The organism is Arthrobacter nitrophenolicus, assembly GCF_045833485.1.
Lineage (GTDB): Bacteria > Actinomycetota > Actinomycetes > Actinomycetales > Micrococcaceae > Arthrobacter > Arthrobacter nitrophenolicus.
The window spans coordinates 3,628,069-3,644,469 of the sequence record NZ_CP174504.1 but is presented as its reverse complement, the minus strand read 5'-3'; the positions used below and the strand labels follow the sequence as shown (position 1 = coordinate 3,644,469).

Below are 16,401 nucleotides of genomic sequence, written 5' to 3'. Positions count from 1 at the left end.
TTCCGGATTAGTCCTGCTTCTTGGCCCGGCTGGGCTGTACCCGGGGCGGCTCGCCAGGCATCTTCGGGTAGTCCGGCGGGAAGGGCAGCTCACCGAGGCCGTCTTTGACGTCGCGCTCCCACCACTCCAACAGGGTGTCAATGCTGCCGGGATTCCGGTGGAAATCGGCCCAGGGGTCGCCGGTGGTCCGCAGGCGCTCCGGAACGGTAAGGATGGTGAAGTTCTTCGGATCGGCATTCCCCAACTCATCCCACGTGATGGGGCAGGAGACCGGGGCATGCGGCAAGGCACGCGGGCTGTAGGCGCCGGCAATGGTGCGGTCCCGGTTGGCCTGGTTGAAATCAAGGAAAATCCGCTGGCCCCGCTCCTCCTTCCACCAGGCCGTCGTGACCTGGTCCGGCATCCGGCGCTCCACTTCCCGGGCCGCGGCGATCACGGCGTGCCTGACATCCAGGAACTCGCGGACGGGGGCGATGGGCGCGTAGACGTGGAGGCCCCGGTTTCCCGACGTCTTAATGAAGCAGTCCAGGCCCGCTTCCGCCAGCACTTCCTTGAGCACCAGTGCGGCCGGGACGGCGTCGTCGAAATCCGTTCCCGGCTGCGGGTCGAGGTCGATCCGCAACTGGTCCGGGTTGTCGGTGTTTTCCGTCCGCGACGGCCAGGGATGGAACACCACCGTGTTCATCTGGACTGCCCAGACAGCCGCCGCGGGCTCATCCAGCACCAGTTGCGGATGGGAGCGTGCGCTGGGGTAAACCACCTTGACCGAGCGGACGAAGTCCGGGGTCCCTTTCGGCGGGTTTTTGGAGAAGAACATTTCCCCGTTGATGTTGTCCGAGTATCTCTGCAGGGACACAGGCCGGTCGCCGTTCGCGGCAATGAAGGCCTCCCCCACGTCGCAGATATAGCGGGCCAGGTCCAGTTTGGTCAGTCCCAGGTCCGGCCACAGCACCCGGCTGGGGCTGGAAATGCGCATCTCGCGTTCGCCGTGGGGACCCTGGACCGTAATGGTGGTCTGTTCGCTCGCCATGGGGACAACGTACACCCCGCCGTCCTGAAGCCGGCACATTTCACCCACCGCGGTCAGGCATGATGGAGTCATGCCCGATGCCGAAACACAGCTCTCCCTTGACGTGGACGGGACCAAAGTCTCCGCAGCCTATGCCCGCCCCGAAGCGCCCTGGGCTACGGTGGTTGTCGCCCACGGTGCCGGAGCCGGCATGGAGCATCCCTTCCTGCGGGGCTTCACCCAGGCCCTCAACGCCCTCGGACTGGCTACCCTGCGTTTCAACTTCCCGTACCGTGAAGCCGGCCGACGGTTCCCTGACCGGCCTCCTGCGGCCATCGCCACCTGGCGGGCCGCCATGGCGGAGGCCGCCGGACAGGCTGCCGAGCATGGTGGATCGGGTCCGGTCTGGGCTGCCGGGAAGTCTTTTGGCGGCCGGATGGCCTCAATGGCCGTAGCGGACGGAATGCCGGCCGACGGGCTCATCTACCTGGGGTATCCCCTGCACCCGCCGGGAAAACCGGAGAAGCTTCGCGACGAGCACCTCTACGGGCTCACCACCCCCATGCTGTTCCTGCAGGGCACCCGCGACACCTTCGCCACACCCGAAATTCTTGAGGGCGTCATCTCCCGCATTGGGCCCTCAGCTGTCCTTCAGTGGATGGAGGGCGGCGACCATTCCTTCGCCGTCGCCGGCCAGAAACGCCAGGCCGACGAGGTAGGGGCCTCGCTGGCAGCCCCCGTGGCCGAATTCATCCGCGCCAGCAGCAACCAGGCGCCCGGCATCCGCTAGGCGGCTTCCTCGTGCCACCAGCCCTCCCAGGCGGTGGAGGTGAGCCGGCCCTCGGGAAACTCCGTCTTTCCGTTGCTCCCGCTGGAAGACCAGGCATCGTCGCCCCGCCGGCCGTCGAGCAAAAGGTTAAGGCTGTTCAAGAGAAACATCTTTACGTCCTTCCATAAGTTGAATGGACCACGCTGTCCATGTACCTGAGAGCCTAGCCACAGCATGTTTCAGCACGTCGACGCAACGTTTCGATCTTGTATCGGAGTTATCACCCGGCCTCACCAGCGCCGACAGGAAGCACCCGGAAGCGGCTTACCTGCGCTGCTTGGTCCGGGCCGTGGCAGGGGCGCTCCAGGGGTCCTCCGGCCATGGATGCTTGGGGTAGCGGCCCCTCATCTCCGCCCGGACCTGGGCGTAGGGGCCGGACCAGAAGGAAGTGAGGTCGTCAGTCACTGCCAGCGGACGGCGGGCCGGGGACAGCAGGTGGAAAAGCACAGGCACGGTACCGTCGAGCAGCCGCGGTGACTCGGCGAGGCCGAAGCATTCCTGCAGCTTCACGGCCACCACCGGCCGGGCGCTCTCGTCATCGTGGCCCGGATAGTCGATGCTGATCCTTGAACCGCTGGGAACCTCCAGCCATTCCGGGGCAAGCTCGTCGAGCCTGGCGGCCTCGGGCCAAGGCAGCAGCCGGCGCAGCGGCTGGGTGAGGTCCACGGACCCGACGGCGGCGCCTGCGGCAAGCTGTTCAAGTTCAGGTCCCATCCACTCGTCGAGGCGCAGCAGGAGGGCCGGGTCCGAGACGTCCGACCACGGTTCCCCCAGTTCCCGCCTCAGGAAGGCAAGACGGCGGCGCAGGGCCGCGGCCGCCGTCGACCATTCCAGGACAGCCAGCCCCTCCGTGCGCAGCGCTCCGGTCACCGCGGCCCTGCCCTCCTCCGGTCCGGGGCGGACGGGAGTGTCGGCAAGCACGATCGCGCCGAGGCGGCGGACCTTCCGTGCCGTGACCCGGCCCTGGCTGAACTGTGCCTCGACAGTCTCGGTGATAAGGCCGGACGCGGCTGCCTGGGCGAGTTCGACCGTCAGCGGTGCCGCCGCCCGGATGACGGCGCCGGTGCCGGCTGAGTCCCGTCCGTCGGCCCGGGCCACCTCGGCCACGGCCAGCCACTCCTGCCCGGACAGGGCGCTCCCGGCGGGCAGTCCCGCCCGCGTCCCGGACGAAAGCAGGTAGCGGGCTGGCCCGTCACCGGGTACCAGGCGGGCCACCCGGTCGGGAAAGGCGAGGGCGACGACGGCCCCCACCGCGGTGCCGCCCGCGCCGTCGATGGAAAGGGCCGGTTGCGGGGCGGAGGACGAATTCCGGGTCAGACGTTCCAGCCGGCGGGCTTCCTCGGCCCAGCGCCGCCCGGCGGGGCCGGAGTCACCGCGGAGCCTGGACAGAAGGCCGGGCAGGTCGGCGCCCGGGGCCCGCTGGTCGCCTGCCACGGCCGCCACCACTTCGGCGGCTTCCCGGGCTCCGAGGGCCGCAGCGCCGTCAAGGAGGGCACGGGCGAGTCGTGGGTCAGCCGGGATCCCGGCCAGGAGCCTGCCCGCGGATGTGGCATGGCCGTCGGCGGAGACGGCGCCGAGTTCCCGCAGCACCTCCACGGCATCGTCCAGGGCCTGCCGCGGCGGACTGTCCGGCAGGGCCAGTCCCTTGCCGCCGGGGGATCCCCAGCAGGCAAGCATCAGGGCGGCGCCCGTTAAGTCCGCAACCTTGATCTCAGGTGTCACATGTGCCGGCGACGCCCCGTACGCCTGCTGGCTGTAGCAGCGCACCACTCTTCCCGGGCCCTGGCGGGCGGCCCGGCCGGCGCGCTGGTCTGCCGATGCGCGGGAGCAGGAGACCGTCACCAGGCCACTCATCCCGCGGCCCGAGTCCCTGCGCGGCTCACGGGCCAGGCCGGAATCGACCACCAGCCGCACTCCCGGCACGGTCAGGGAAGACTCGGCCAGGTCGGTCGACACAATGATCCGCGGGCTCTCTCCCGGCCCGCGTCCGGACACTGCCCGGTCCTGCTCGGCGGCGCCCGCCTGGCCGTGCAGCTCCAGCACGTCCACGGCCGGCCCCAGCCTCCGCCGCAGCCCTGCCGCCACCTCGGAGACTTCCCTGGCGCCGGGGACGAAGACCAGCGCGTCCACGGTGCTGTCCCCGGCCAGTGCTTCCGAGTGCGCCCGCGCCGCCGTTACCGCCAGGTGGTCCAGGAAACCCTGTGTCACTCCCCTGCCATCCAGCCGCGGGCCGCCGCCCGGAACCCATTCCACCGCCAGGGGATGGAGCACGGAGGGGCAGTCGACCACGGGAGCCGCGGATCCGCCGTCGCGATCCCCCAGCAGGGAAGCGAAACGCGGCGCATCCAGGGTCGCGGACATTGCGACGACGGTAAGGTCACCGCGGAGCTGCCGGACTTCGGCCAGCATGCCGACCAGCAGGTCCGTCTCAAGGCCGCGCTCATGCACTTCGTCCAGGACGACGGCGGCGGTGTCCTCAAGGCCGGGGTCGACGAGCAGGCGGCGCAGGAGAATGCCAGGGGTTACGAATTCAACGAGCGTTTCTGCTCCCGCCTGCCGTTCCCCGCGGACGGTGTAACCCACCCGGCTGCCAAGCCGGGTTCCGTCCAGGGAGGCGAGCCGCCGTGCCGCGGCACGCACGGCCACCCGCCGCGGCTGGGTCACCACCACCCGTCCGGCGGGATGCACGTGGTTGGCAAGCAGGGGCGGAACAAGCGTGGTCTTGCCGGTGCCCGGCGGCGCCTGCACGACCGCCGCGCCGTTGCCAAGCGCGGCATTCAGCGCGTCAAGTGACGCTGCGAATGCCAGCCCGGTACCGATCGCGTCGAGGTCGAACGCCCCCGGATCAAGGGGCCGCTCCTGCCGGCTGGGAAAAGTCATCCGTCCATTGTGCCCCGCCGCCGGGCCGTCTACTGCTTGCCCGGCGCTTTGCCCTTCCCCCTGCCCTCCTTGGCCGCATCCGGGACCGCTGCGGGCGGCTCGCCCTGGCCGGACCCAGGCAGGGGCGCGATAACAGGCTCTGCCGGTATCTGCTGGACCGGTTGGGACTGCGTGTCCGGCGCTTCGGACGGGACGGTTTCCGTAGTACCCGGCGCGGCCGCTGCGCCTGCCAGGGACGATTGGAATGCCAGGTGCCCGGCAATGTCCGCGCGGACGGTCTCCAATGCCGTTTCAATGCTCCGGAGCCGCGGCGCGGAAATGCGTCCGTCCCGGGCCGCTGCGTCCAGGTCGCTTTCGAGTGCCTGAAGGGCTGCCAGGGCTCCGTCCATCCTGTTCTCGGCCGCGGCCTGGCTGATGCTCAGGACCCTGATCTGGAAGCCCCGAAGCGTTGCCGTGTCCGAATCCGAGGTCCGGATCCCGGTGATGGCAGCGAAGACAATGGCCGCCAAGGCCAACGCGGCCGCCAGCGCCGCCGCTGCTGTCCGCATCCGCCGCGCAGGAACCGGCTGTACTGTTACTGACCGGCTCTTTGCTGGCCCGGCTTTGACTGGCCGCGCCGTTGCCGGCAGAACATGCTGCCCGGCCGGCTGGAGGTCAGGCGGCATGCCGGCCCCGGAGGGGTGAAACGGCTGCGGGCCTGGCCGGCAGGACTGAGACAGTGGCGAGCCGAACGCCGGCGGCCTCGGGTGCCTGGACTGTGGAAGCGGGCACCGTCTCGGCCGGGACCGAAGCGGCGCGGGCGCGGACCCGGCGGACAAGCCTGCGGAGGCCGGAGCGCACCAGCATCGCCGCCAGGTGGCCGAGCCCCACGCCCAGCAGGACGTGCCCGGCCAGGTACTGGCCGCCCAGGCCTGCTGCGCCGCCGAAAGGGGCGCCCGCTGCCACCGCGGCTCCCCCGGCCGTCAGCGTGATTGACAAGGCAACCGCAAACACTGTGCCCATTACTCCTGCTTCCGTCATCCGATTCATCAGCAAGCTTACTAGTAATGCTCAGCAAGCTTACTACCTGATGCGGGAGGTGCAAGAAGGGCCAGGCAGCTTTCTTTCCCTCCGGGAACTTCAGCCGGCAGCCTCGAGGAGCTGCCCTGCCGGCACCAGTCCCGCATACCGCCCCTTGAAGAACAGCAGCGGCTCGGCATCCTGGCGGGCGCTGAGGTGCCGCACGGCGGCCACGACGATGGTGTGGTCGCCGCCGTCGTATTCGGCGTGCAGCTCGCAGTCGATCCACGCCAGGGCGTCATCGAGGACAGGGTTGCCCAGCGGCGAGGTGGTGTGGCTGACTCCGGCGAATTTGTCTGAGCCGGACCGGGCGAACTGCCCGGCCAGGTGCTGGTGCTCCGCGGGAAGGATATTGACGGTGAAGGAGCCGGCCTCCCGCAGCACCGGCCAGGTGCTCGATGTCCTCGCGGGGCTGAACGTCACCAAAGCAGGTTCCAGGGACAGGGAGGCGAAGGACTGGCAGGTGAACCCGGCAGGCCCATTCCCCGTGGAGCCTGTGATGACCGTCAGTCCTGTGGCAAAGGTGCCAAAAATGTCGCGCAGCCGGCGGGGTGCCAGGTCGGAGGTGAATGTCATGGGCGTGCCCTCTCACTTGGATCGTCACCTCACCAAACCAAAGGCCCGGCGCCCTGATCAAGCGCCCCCGCAATGCTCCGACGCCTCCCGCAACGCGCCGTCACGGCGGGTCATTGCACGACACCGGCCGTCACACGCCGGCCAGTGTTACACCCCGAATGTGGCGCTTTTACGCCCTCCGGTCCAGCGCATCGAGGAGGCGCCGCACCGAACCGCCCAGGTTCCAGTCCGTCGCCAGCCGCTCGAGTTCCGCACGCTGGTTCCCGGTCACCGGCCGCAGGCGCGCGCCGGTCTCCTCAAGGCCTGGCAGTTCCAGGTTCCGAACCAGCCTTACGACGGCGGGGGCTACTTTGAGGTAGTCGGCGGCAGCGGCGAGCTTGGCCCGGACCGGGCCGGCCAGTCCGCTGGCATCGTCCTCCGCCGCCTCCAGCAGCCCCTCGAGGGTGCCGTACTTCAGGAGCAGGGACGCCGCCGTCTTCTCCCCGATTCCGGCGACGCCAGGCAACCCGTCGGAAGCGTCACCGCGCAGGGTGGCGTAGTCGGCGTACTGCTGCGGCAGCACCCGGTATTTGGCCACCACCGTTTCCTCGGTGACCACCTCGAGGTTCCGCATCCCGCGGGCGGTGTAGATGACGCGGACCTGCCGCCCGTCGTCGCACACCTGGAAGAGGTCGCGGTCGCCGGTGACGACGTCCACCGGGAAGGCTGCATGGCTCGCGTACGTCCCCACCACGTCATCGGCCTCATGCCCGGCGGCACCCACGATCGCGAGGCCGGCAAGGCCGAGCACGTCGCGGATCAAGGGCAGCTGGGCCTCGAGCGCGTCCGGGACCACTTCGATGTCCGGGGCGTCAGCCATGACCTCGGCCACCCGGTGCGACTTGTAGGTCGGGATGAGGTCCACGCGCCACTGGGGACGCCAGTCGTCATCCCAGCAGGCCACAAGGTGGGTGGGCCGGTAGTCGGTGGCCAGCCTGGAGATCATGTCGAGCAACCCGCGGACAGCGTTGACAGGTGTTCCGTCGGGCCGGCGGACCGTGTCCGGCATGCCGAAGAAGGCACGGAAATACAGGGAGGCAGTGTCCAGCAGCATGAGACGGTCCGGCATACCTGCATCCTGCCACGGATCTGCCGGGGATTGCAGTTGCCTGCGCCGGTCTGCTGTTGGCAGGCATAGGATGCAAGCAAGGTGGGTACGGGACCTGATGCGAGCGCAACGGAGGGTGGCATGAATCTCGACGACCTGGTGTTCCATCCCTGGGCAATGCAGGGGCCGCGTGACGTGCCGACGCTGGTCGGGGGTTCCGGAAGCCACGTCGTCGACGACGGCGGACGGCGGTACCTGGACTTCGGCTCGCAGCTGGTGTTCACCAACCTCGGCCACCAGCATCCGCGCATCGTAGCGGCGATCAGGGAGCAGGCGGACCGGCTCTGCACGCTGGCACCCGGCTGGGCGTCCGATGTCCGGGGCGAAGCGGCGCGCCTGATCGTGGAGGTGGCCCCGGAGGGCCTGGGCCATGTCCTTTTCACCAGCAGCGGCACGGAGGCCATCGAGCACGCGGTGCGGATGGCGCGGCTCTTCACCGGGCGGCCCAAAGTGCTCGCCGCCTACCGCTCGTACCACGGCTCGACGACAACCTCGATCCACCTTACGGGCGACCCCCGCCGCTGGGCCTCGGATACCGGGGCGGCCGGCGCTGTGCACTTCTTTGGACCATTCCTGTACCGGTCGGCCTTTGGATCGGCGACGCAGGAGGAAGAATGTGAGCGCGCCCTGGCCCATCTGGAACAGGTGATCCTCCTCGAGGGCCCGGGCACCATTGCCGCACTGGTCCTGGAATCGGTGACGGGCAGCTCTGGCGTCATCGTGCCCCCGCCCGGATACCTGCGCGGGCTCCGCGAGCTCTGTGACCGGCACGGCATTATCTACATTGCGGACGAGGTGATGGCCGGTTTCGGCCGCACGGGAGCCTGGTTCGGCGTGGATCATGCCGGCGTGGCGCCGGACCTGATGGCGTTCGCGAAGGGAGTCAACTCCGGATACGTGCCCTTGGGCGGCGTCCTGGTCTCCGATGCCGTTTACGAGCTGTTCACCACCCGCCCCTACCCGGCAGGACTGACATACAGCGGACACCCGCTGGCCTGCGCGGCTGCCGTGGGCGCCATCTCCGCGATGCGGGACGAGGACACCATCGCGGCCGCTGCCCGCCTCGGTTCCGAGGTGCTGGGGCCCGGCCTAGGGGAGCTCGCCGACAGGCACCGGGTTGTCGGGGACGTGCGCGGCATCGGCGGGCTCTGGAGCCTGGAGCTGGTGCGTGACCGGGTGACCCGGGAACCGCTGGTGCCGCCGGGCGCCACCGGCGCGGCGACTGCGCCGATGGCCGCCGTGGTGAAGGCGTGCCTGGAGCGGGGCCTGCTGCCGCTGGTCCTGGGCAACAGGCTGCACGTCGCTCCCCCGCTGAATATCGACGACGGCGACGCCGCGGCGGGCCTGGCCATCCTGGATGAGGTCCTGTCCGCCGCGGATGCGCACGCAGCCTGATGTTCAGGCAGGCTTGGCGTAGGTGGCTGCGCTCATGAGCTCGTAGCCCACGAACGTCTCGTCGCCCTCCACCCAGGCATCATGGCCGGCAGGGATCGAATAGGCGCCCCCGGCCGTGACAGTGGCCCGGGTGCCGTCCTCCATTTCCACTGTCAGGGTCCCCGCCGTGCAAAAGCCCAGATGGTTGACCTGGCAGCTGTCGGTGTGGACCACCGTCTTTACCGTTTCCGACCAGCGCCAGCCGGGTTCGAAGGTCATCCTCGCCAGAGTGGTGTCTCCAAGGGTGACCACATCAACCTGGGTCTTGGGCGGCCGGCGCTTTTCGTCGGGCTCGTCGAAGGACTTTGATTCAAGGGCTTTGACGGTTACTGCGGTCATTTTCTGTTCCTCCTGGCGGAGAGTGTGCTGCTGTTCGTCCGGAAACCGGGGCGGGGTCCGGGTTGCGGGACGCGGCAGGACGGTGCGGCATGGACGCCGCCGCCCGCCGCACCCCATCGACTGCGCTTCCAGCGTGCGCCTGGCAGCATGCCCTGTCAATGCTTCTGACCTGCGGAAACAGACGCATCCCGCCGCGATCGAACGCCGATGATGCCAGCGAGTGGGCAGGCTCCCACGACACCCCCGCCAGCCAACCGGATTGACCGCCGCTCCCGTCACGTCCGGCTGGCGCCCGGCGGGCCGTCCAGAACGGTGGGAATGTATTCGAGAAGCTGGAGCCGGCCGTCGAAGGTCCTGCTGTGCACCAGCTGGAGTGCGACGTCGGGATAGCCGTCGTAGATGCGTTCCCGCCCTGTACGCCCGGTGATCACCGGGAACACCACCAGCCGGAAGCGGTCCACCAGGCCCGCCGCCAGTAGCGACCGGCAGAGGCTGAGGCTGCCCAGCGTGCTCATCGGCCGATCACCTGACAGCTTCATCGTCCGGACCGCCTCAACCGCGTCACCGCGGACCAGTTCGGAGTTCGGCCAGGTCAGCGGCTCCTGGAGCGTGGAGGAAAAGACCACCTTGGGAACCGCGGCAAGCCCTGTCAGCGAGGCACCCTCCTCTTCCGAGAATCCGGAGCCGCCGGCCGCTGCCTCGTCCGACATGCCGGACATCAGCCGGTACGTGTTGGCCCCGAGGAGGAAGGTGTAGTTCCGCTCCGCTTCCTGGTCCAGCCACGCGAGGTACTCCGGGCCCTCCAGCCCCCACCACCCGGGCCACCCCTCTGCCGAGGCATAACCGTCCAGCGAGATAATCAGGTCCACCATCACGCTTGCCTGCGGCGTCTCCGCCGGTGTTCCGCCCATGGCCGCCTCCCCGATCCGATCGGCATCTGCCGTGCGGGGACAGGCTATGCCCGGGCGGGTTGAGGTTCAAGGCCAAACCCCTTTTATCCGGGCCGCGCGAGGCGTAGCGTCATCCCATGGCCGGATGGAATGCGGACACAGCTGCCGGGCCTGTGGGGGCAGGAACCGTCACCCTGGTTGAGGGTTCATCATTTTGTATCTCTTCCGCCAACGGGGATATCCACCCGGAGCATCCCCACGGCGCCTTCCACGAGGACACCCGCATCCTGTCCCGCTGGAACCTGACGGTGAACGGGCAGCCGCTCGAGCCGCTGACGGCCGAGACGAAGGAACCGTACCGCGCCCTCTTCATCGGCCGTGTCCCCCGGTCCGACGGCTATGCGGACAGCCCCCTCATCGTCGAGCGGCTCCGGGAGGTGGCCGCCGGCATCGTCGAGGAAATCACTATCAGGAACTACTCATCGGACCCGTCGGAGTGCAGCGTGTCCGTGGAGGTGGAATCGGACTTCGCGGACCTGTTCGAGGTCAAGGAGGCACGGGTCCAGCGCCGGTGGGAGGAATCCCGCGCCCCGGAGGGAGAATGCCTGACGGTCAGCTCCTCGTGGAACGACGTCCGGAAAACTGTCCTCATCAGCGGGCACGGTGCCGCCGCCACTGCACGGGCCCTCACCTTCACGGCGGTGGTCCCGGCGCGCGGCCAGTGGAACACGCTGCTCAGCGTCACCCCGGCCGGTGCCGACGGCGCGCCCTCGGCCCCGCCCGTCCGCCCCGCCGCGCACGGGATGTCGCCGAGCGACCGCCGGCGCCAGGAATGGGTAGCCAAGATCCCCCGCCTCCACATGACGAACCGCTCCATCGAACGGACCTTGCGGCGCAGCTACGACGATCTCGGAGCCCTGCGGATCGAGGACCCGGCGCATCCGGAACGGATCGTCGTGGCAGCAGGCGCCCCCTGGTTCATGACACTGTTCGGACGGGACTCCCTGTGGGCCTCGGAAATGGCCCTGGCGGTTGACCCGTCCCTGGCGCTTGGCACGCTGCAGACCCTGGCGGACCGCCAGGGCAAGGTGGTGGATCCGATGAGCGAGGAGGAACCCGGGAAGATCCTGCATGAGGTCAGGCTGGGCGTTTCCAGCGGATTGGCACTGGGCGGCAAGTCGGTCTACTACGGCAGCGTCGATGCCACGCCCCAGTTCCTGATGGCGCTCGGCTCCGTCAGCCGCTGGGGCTTCGCCAAGGACACCATCGCCTCACTCCTGCCCAACGCGGACCGGGCGCTGGACTGGATCAGGAACTACGGGGACAAGGACGGCGACGGCTTCGTCGAGTACTCCCGGCTCAATGACCAGGGGTTGATCAACCAGGGCTGGAAGGACTCCTGGGACGGGATCAACTTTGCGGACGGCACCATGGCCGAGCCTCCCATCGCCCTCTGCGAAGTCCAGGCGCTGGTTTACACGGCACTGCTCTCCAGGGCCTGGATGGCGTACGACGCCGGGGACGCGCCCCTGGCGGCGGAGCTCACCGCGGAAGCGGCGCGGCTGAAGAAGAAGTTCAACGAGGAGTTCTGGCTTCCGGAGCGGGGCTACTACGCCGTCGCCCTGGATGGGCGGAAGCGGCCCGTGGACGCCTGCGCATCGAACATGGGGCAATGCCTGTGGCACGGCATTATCGACGACGACAAAGCTCCGCTGGTGGCCGAACGGCTGATGTCCCCGGAGATGTTCAGCGGCTGGGGCGTCCGGACCCTGGCCACGGACATGGGCGCCTACAACCCTGCCAGCTACCACAACGGGTCGGTCTGGCCGCACGACAACGCCATCATCGCAGCCGGCCTGATGCGCTACGGCCTCGTGGCGGAGGCCCAGCGGATATCCACGGCGCTGCTGGAAGCGGCGGAGTTTTCGAACGGCCGGCTGCCGGAACTCTTCTGCGGATTCAGCCGCGACCAGGTTGCCGAGCCAGTGCCGTACCCCACGGCCTGCTCACCCCAGGCCTGGGCGGCGACCACACCAATCATGCTGATCACCAGCCTCATGCGGTATGACGCGCACGTGTCCCGGGGCGGCTTCTGGATGGACCCGGTCCTGCCGGAGTCCTACGGTAATCTGCACATCACCAATGCGCCCATAGCCGGCGGGAGGATGACCATCGACATCGTCGGGTCCGAGCCCACCGTGCAGGGCCTACCGGAGGGGGTTACGTTCCGCCGCGGGCACCGGCCCTGGCTGACCGAGCTCCTGGCCGGGGCGGGCCTGGGCGCCGAAGGACAGATCTAAAGATCCCAGTCGGAGCCGCCGTAGGAGCTGCGCACGTGGGCGCGGAGGTACTCTCCCACCACGGCGGCCCCCAGCCCGCCGACGTCGGGTGCCACCACCCGGCCGTCGATCCGGCGTGCCAGGCGCTGGATGAACCGTTCGAGCCCCGGATCGTCGCCGAGGCGGAAGAACGTCGCCTGCACGCCGGCGCGTCCCAGGCGGTCCAGTTCGGTGACCGTGGCGCGGATGGTCTCCCGGTCCGGCGGCCAGTTGAACCAGGAATCGCCGTCGGCCAGCAGGTGCGCGGTGGGCTCACCGTCCGTGACCACCAGGAGGACATGCTGCATGGACGGGTGCTGCCGGAAGAAGCGGCCGGCCAGCAACAGGCCGTGGTGGAGGTTCGTTCCCTGCTCACGCAGCGCCGGCAGGGCGGTGAGCTGGGCAATGTCCATGGACTGCGCGTACCGGCCGAAGGTCACCAGCTGCAGCCGGTCACCGCGGAACCGCGTGGAGACGAGGTGGTGCAGCGCGAGTGCGGTGCGCTTCATCGGCACCCAGCGGCCCTCGGCCGCCATCGAGAAGGACACGTCCACCAGCAGGACGACGGCGGCCTGCGTCCGTGCTTCAGTCTCCGTGACCTCGATGTCCCCCACCCCCAGGCGGAAGCCGCGGCCCGGATCCCGGCCCTCGGCGACCGTGCGCCGGATGGCGTTGGTCATGGTGCGGGTGACGTCCCACGGCCCGGCGTCCCCGAACTCCCACTGCCGGCTGGAGCCGGTCTGGTCGCCGGCCGCGCCCGCGGCACGCGTTTCGCGCCGGCCCTGCCGGCCGGAGAGCTGCTTCGCGGTGTCCCGCAGCAGCGACTTTCCCAGCCTGCGCATTGCCTGCGGCGACAGCCGGAGGTCCCCGTCGGCACCCCGGCGCAGGTAGCCGCCGTCGCGCATTGCCCGCTCGATCTCCGCAAGGGTCCGCGCGGTGACGGCGGCGTCCTGCCCCAGCTGGCGGGCCAGGGCGTCCAGGTCCAGGTCATCCAGCGCGGAGCCGTTGTAGGACTGGGAGAGCTGTTCGGCCAGGCTGTCGAGTTCGGCAACGTCCTGCAGCACACCGGTGCCGTCGCCCAGCCCGAGCCCTTCCTGGCCCTCGAAGCGCTCAGACCCGCTCCAGTCCTCGCCCGGCCGGAGGGCCCGCAGGCTGGAGTCCAGCTGGTCCAGCTGTGCCATCAGTTCTGGTGACCCGAACGCCTGGGCGGACAGCCGCATCAGCTCTTCGCGCTGTTCGGGTGACATGGACTGCAGGAGCCGCTGGGCCGCTGCCGCCCTTGTGGCCAGGGCGTCGATCAGTTCCTCGACGGACTGCGGATTCTCCGGGAAGAAGGATCCGTGCCGGGCCATGAACTCCCTGAAGTCCGCGTCGGTATCCTCGCCGCGGCGGTGCTTGTCCAGCAGGCCGTTGAGGTCGCGCAGCATCCCGTTCACTGCCTCGCGGTCCTCGTCGGTGGCGTTCTCAAGCGCCTGCTTCATCCCTGCGAAGCGCTGGTCAAGGACTTCCCGGCCCAGCAGGTCCTTGATCCGTTCGTAGGCTTCCCTGGCGGAACCGGACTGCCAGTCGTAGGACGCCAGTTCATTGACGGCGGCGGCCGTGGAGGCCGGCAGGTTCTGCAGCTGCATTTCGCGGAAGGCGCGGTCCGTGTTGTCCATCAGCGCGTCGCGGGCGAGCTGCTTGCGCTCCTCCAGCACGGCGGTGTCCAGCAGCTTGCGCACCTCGTCGAGCGTGCCGTCCAGCCGGTGCCGCCCCAGCAGGTCCTTCCGGCGCTGCTGGACGCGGGCAGCGAGCTGGTCCAGGCCGTCCCGGTTCCGGCCGCCGCGGCGCAGGAACTCCTCGAGGGCGTGCCGCGGCGAGTACCCGGCCATGACGTCCTCGGCCACCGCCTCCAGGGCCTCCGACAGGTCCACCGGCGGGGCGAGCGGGTCCGGCCCTCCGGCGTACCTGCCGTACCGGGACCGGTGGTGCAGCACCATGATGCCTCCTGTGGCTAGCCGTAGACCGTTGCCTCGTCGTCGGACTCCTTGGAGATCCGGCGGGCAAGGTAGAGCCCCTCCAGGGCGAGTTCGACGGCGGCCGCCCGCTGGCCGTCGTTCTCCGCACCCAGGCGCCGGGTGATTTCGTCGTAGAGGCCCGACCCGTTGAGTGAGGGCAGGTTCTGGAGGAATTCCCGGGCGGTGACCTGGTCGCCCGTGGTCACGGTGGTGTGGCCGTCCAGGGCCGCCACCAGTGGACCCATGTCGATGCCCTGGAAATGGGCGCGCACGGCTTCGGCTGTAGCCGTTCGCAGCAGGTGGTCGAGGACGCCCTGTTCCCGGCCTTCCTCACCCGACTCGAATTCGATCTTTCCGGTGAGGACCTCCGCTGCGGGTTCCAGGTCGATGATCCTGGCCACCGCCTGCTCCTCGCCGCGCACGCTGGCCCGGCGCAGGGCGGCCGCAGCCACGGTCTCGGCACCGGCGATCGCGAACCGGGCGGACACCCCGGACGTCTGGTTGATGGCCGGGGACTGCCGCAGTGCCCGGGTATAGCGGGCCAGGATCTCCAGGATGACGGGCGGGACGTCCGCCACCAGCCGGCCCTCCTGCCGGATGACGGCCACCTCGTCCTCCAGCTCGATCGGGTAATGGGTGCGGATCTCGGCGCCGAAGCGGTCCTTCAACGGGGTGATGATCCGGCCGCGGTTGGTGTAGTCCTCCGGGTTGGCCGAGGCGACCACCAGCACATCCAGGGGCAGGCGCAGCAAGTAACCGCGGATCTGGATATCGCGCTCCTCCATGACGTTGAGCATCGCCACCTGGATCCGCTCGGCAAGGTCGGGCAGCTCATTGATGGCGATGATGCCCCGGTTGGAGCGCGGGACCAGGCCGTAGTGAATGGTCTCCGGGTCCCCGAGCCGGCGCCCCTCGGCAACGCGCATGGGGTCGACGTCGCCGATGAGGTCCGCGACGGAGGTGTCCGGCGTCGCCAGCTTTTCCACGTAGCGTTCAGAGCGGTGGCGCCATGCCACGCGCAGCCGGTCCCCCTCGGTGAGTGCCCGGGCACGGGACTGCTCCGTGATGGGATGGTACGGGTGTTCGTTGAGCTCGGACTCCTCGATGACCGGCGACCACTCATCCAGCAGCCCGGCCAGGGTGCGGAGCAGGCGGGTCTTGCCCTGTCCCCGTTCGCCGAGCAGGACAACATCGTGACCGGCGATCAGGGCCCGCTCCAGCTGGGGCAGGACGGTCCGGCTGAATCCGAACAGCCCGGGCCACGGGTCCCGGCCGGCGGCGAGCGCCGCGAGCAGGTTGTCGCGGATTTCATGCCGCAGGTCCTTGTGGACATGGCCGGCGGCGCGCAGCTCACCGACGGTAAAAATATCGGGACGGTCACTCACCCCTCTACGGTAAGCCCGGCCGTGCCGGGAGATCGAGCAAACTCCCATAATTCCTTCCGCCCCGCACCGCCGCTGGCGGAGCAGCCTCGCCAGCGGCGGTGCGCGGTGGGATCATACAGCCATGGCATCCATCCAGCGTCTCCGGCCCGAGGGCCTCGTCTCAAGTCCAGCGTTCAGCCACGTCGCCGTCGTGCCGCCCGGTGCGACCACCATCTATGTTGGCGGCCAGAACGCCGTCGATGCCGCCGGCGCACTAATTGGCGAGGGTGACGTGGCCGCCCAGTCGGAGCAGGCCCTCGAGAACGCCCAAACCGCGCTCGCCGCTGCCGGGGCCACGCTGGCGGACGTCGTGCAGTGGACGGTGCTCTTCGTGGAAGGTGCGGATATCGCCGCCGGGTACGGGGCCATCGCGGCGAAGCTCGCCTCGGCGGAACCTGCCCTGGTGACGGCGGCGTTCGTCAGCGGCCTTGGTGTGCCCGGCGCGCTGGTGGAGATCAGCGCCGTCGCTGCCGTTATGCAGTAGCAGGCGTTCCGGAGG

At 69.3% G+C, this 16,401-nt stretch carries 15 protein-coding genes; 4 read left to right on the top strand and 11 right to left on the bottom strand.

Annotated elements, in window-relative coordinates; genetic code table 11:
• Nucleotides 1-7 precede the first annotated feature (7 nt).
• Nucleotides 8-1,030, bottom strand: a complete 1,023-nt coding sequence (ligD, locus tag ACJJV6_RS16795; protein ID WP_354176948.1) for a non-homologous end-joining DNA ligase — start codon at nt 1,028-1,030, stop codon at nt 8-10.
• A 70-nt stretch (nt 1,031-1,100) separates the two neighbouring features.
• Here ligD and ACJJV6_RS16790 point away from each other — a divergent pair, with 70 nt between their 5' ends.
• The gene (locus ACJJV6_RS16790; protein ID WP_009357624.1) at nt 1,101-1,799 is read left to right on the top strand and encodes an alpha/beta family hydrolase; all 699 of its coding nucleotides are present in this window, start codon (nt 1,101-1,103) and stop codon (nt 1,797-1,799) included.
• Here the strand turns inward: ACJJV6_RS16790 and ACJJV6_RS16785 are convergent.
• The 6 genes from ACJJV6_RS16785 to ACJJV6_RS16760 form a co-directional block, all read right to left on the bottom strand.
• Nucleotides 1,796-1,948, bottom strand: a complete 153-nt coding sequence (locus tag ACJJV6_RS16785; protein ID WP_009357623.1) for a hypothetical protein — start codon at nt 1,946-1,948, stop codon at nt 1,796-1,798. The two genes, ACJJV6_RS16790 and ACJJV6_RS16785, sit on opposite strands and share 4 nt — an antisense overlap.
• A gap of 154 nt (nt 1,949-2,102) precedes the next feature.
• Nucleotides 2,103-4,718, bottom strand: coding sequence for an ATP-dependent helicase HrpB (gene hrpB / locus ACJJV6_RS16780; protein ID WP_009357622.1), 2,616 nt, complete (start codon nt 4,716-4,718; stop codon nt 2,103-2,105).
• 29 nt (nt 4,719-4,747) lie between these two features.
• Complete coding sequence (locus ACJJV6_RS16775) at nt 4,748-5,266, bottom strand: hypothetical protein (protein WP_009357621.1); 519 nt, start codon at nt 5,264-5,266, stop codon at nt 4,748-4,750.
• A 106-nt stretch (nt 5,267-5,372) separates the two neighbouring features.
• Entirely contained in the window at nt 5,373-5,720 is a 348-nt protein-coding gene (locus tag ACJJV6_RS16770) for a hypothetical protein (RefSeq protein WP_009357620.1), read from the bottom strand.
• A gap of 117 nt (nt 5,721-5,837) precedes the next feature.
• Nucleotides 5,838-6,353: a flavin reductase family protein gene (locus ACJJV6_RS16765; protein WP_009357619.1), complete on the bottom strand. Its 516-nt coding sequence runs from the start codon at nt 6,351-6,353 to the stop codon at nt 5,838-5,840.
• Nucleotides 6,354-6,522: 169 nt separating this feature from the next.
• A complete protein-coding gene (locus tag ACJJV6_RS16760; RefSeq protein ID WP_009357618.1) occupies nt 6,523-7,461 on the bottom strand; it encodes a 5'-3' exonuclease in 939 nt (312 codons plus the stop codon).
• A 120-nt stretch (nt 7,462-7,581) separates the two neighbouring features.
• Here ACJJV6_RS16760 and ACJJV6_RS16755 point away from each other — a divergent pair, with 120 nt between their 5' ends.
• Complete coding sequence (locus ACJJV6_RS16755; RefSeq protein WP_009357617.1) at nt 7,582-8,895, top strand: aspartate aminotransferase family protein; 1,314 nt, start codon at nt 7,582-7,584, stop codon at nt 8,893-8,895.
• Nucleotides 8,896-8,898: 3 nt separating this feature from the next.
• Here the strand turns inward: ACJJV6_RS16755 and ACJJV6_RS16750 are convergent, their stop codons facing one another.
• Entirely contained in the window at nt 8,899-9,273 is a 375-nt protein-coding gene (locus tag ACJJV6_RS16750; RefSeq protein WP_133346879.1) for a cupin domain-containing protein, read from the bottom strand.
• Nucleotides 9,274-9,548: 275 nt separating this feature from the next.
• Nucleotides 9,549-10,184 (bottom strand): dihydrofolate reductase family protein, encoded by a 636-nt coding sequence (locus ACJJV6_RS16745; RefSeq protein ID WP_009357616.1) that lies wholly within the window; start codon nt 10,182-10,184, stop codon nt 9,549-9,551.
• A gap of 116 nt (nt 10,185-10,300) precedes the next feature.
• On the opposite strand from ACJJV6_RS16745, the gene ACJJV6_RS16740 reads away from it, so the two are divergent.
• Nucleotides 10,301-12,463: a glycogen debranching N-terminal domain-containing protein gene (locus ACJJV6_RS16740; protein WP_354176951.1), complete on the top strand. Its 2,163-nt coding sequence runs from the start codon at nt 10,301-10,303 to the stop codon at nt 12,461-12,463.
• Here the strand turns inward: ACJJV6_RS16740 and ACJJV6_RS16735 are convergent.
• A complete protein-coding gene (locus tag ACJJV6_RS16735; protein WP_009359123.1) occupies nt 12,460-14,460 on the bottom strand; it encodes a VWA domain-containing protein in 2,001 nt (666 codons plus the stop codon). The two genes, ACJJV6_RS16740 and ACJJV6_RS16735, sit on opposite strands and share 4 nt — an antisense overlap.
• A gap of 14 nt (nt 14,461-14,474) precedes the next feature.
• The gene (locus ACJJV6_RS16730) at nt 14,475-15,863 is read right to left on the bottom strand and encodes a sigma 54-interacting transcriptional regulator (protein WP_009359124.1); all 1,389 of its coding nucleotides are present in this window, start codon (nt 15,861-15,863) and stop codon (nt 14,475-14,477) included.
• 121 nt (nt 15,864-15,984) lie between these two features.
• Between ACJJV6_RS16730 and ACJJV6_RS16725 the strand changes: the two genes are divergently transcribed.
• Nucleotides 15,985-16,386 carry a RidA family protein gene (locus tag ACJJV6_RS16725; protein WP_009359125.1) on the top strand — a complete coding sequence of 134 codons (402 nt, stop codon included), beginning with the start codon at nt 15,985-15,987 and terminating at the stop codon, nt 16,384-16,386.
• Nucleotides 16,387-16,401: the final 15 nt, after the last annotated feature.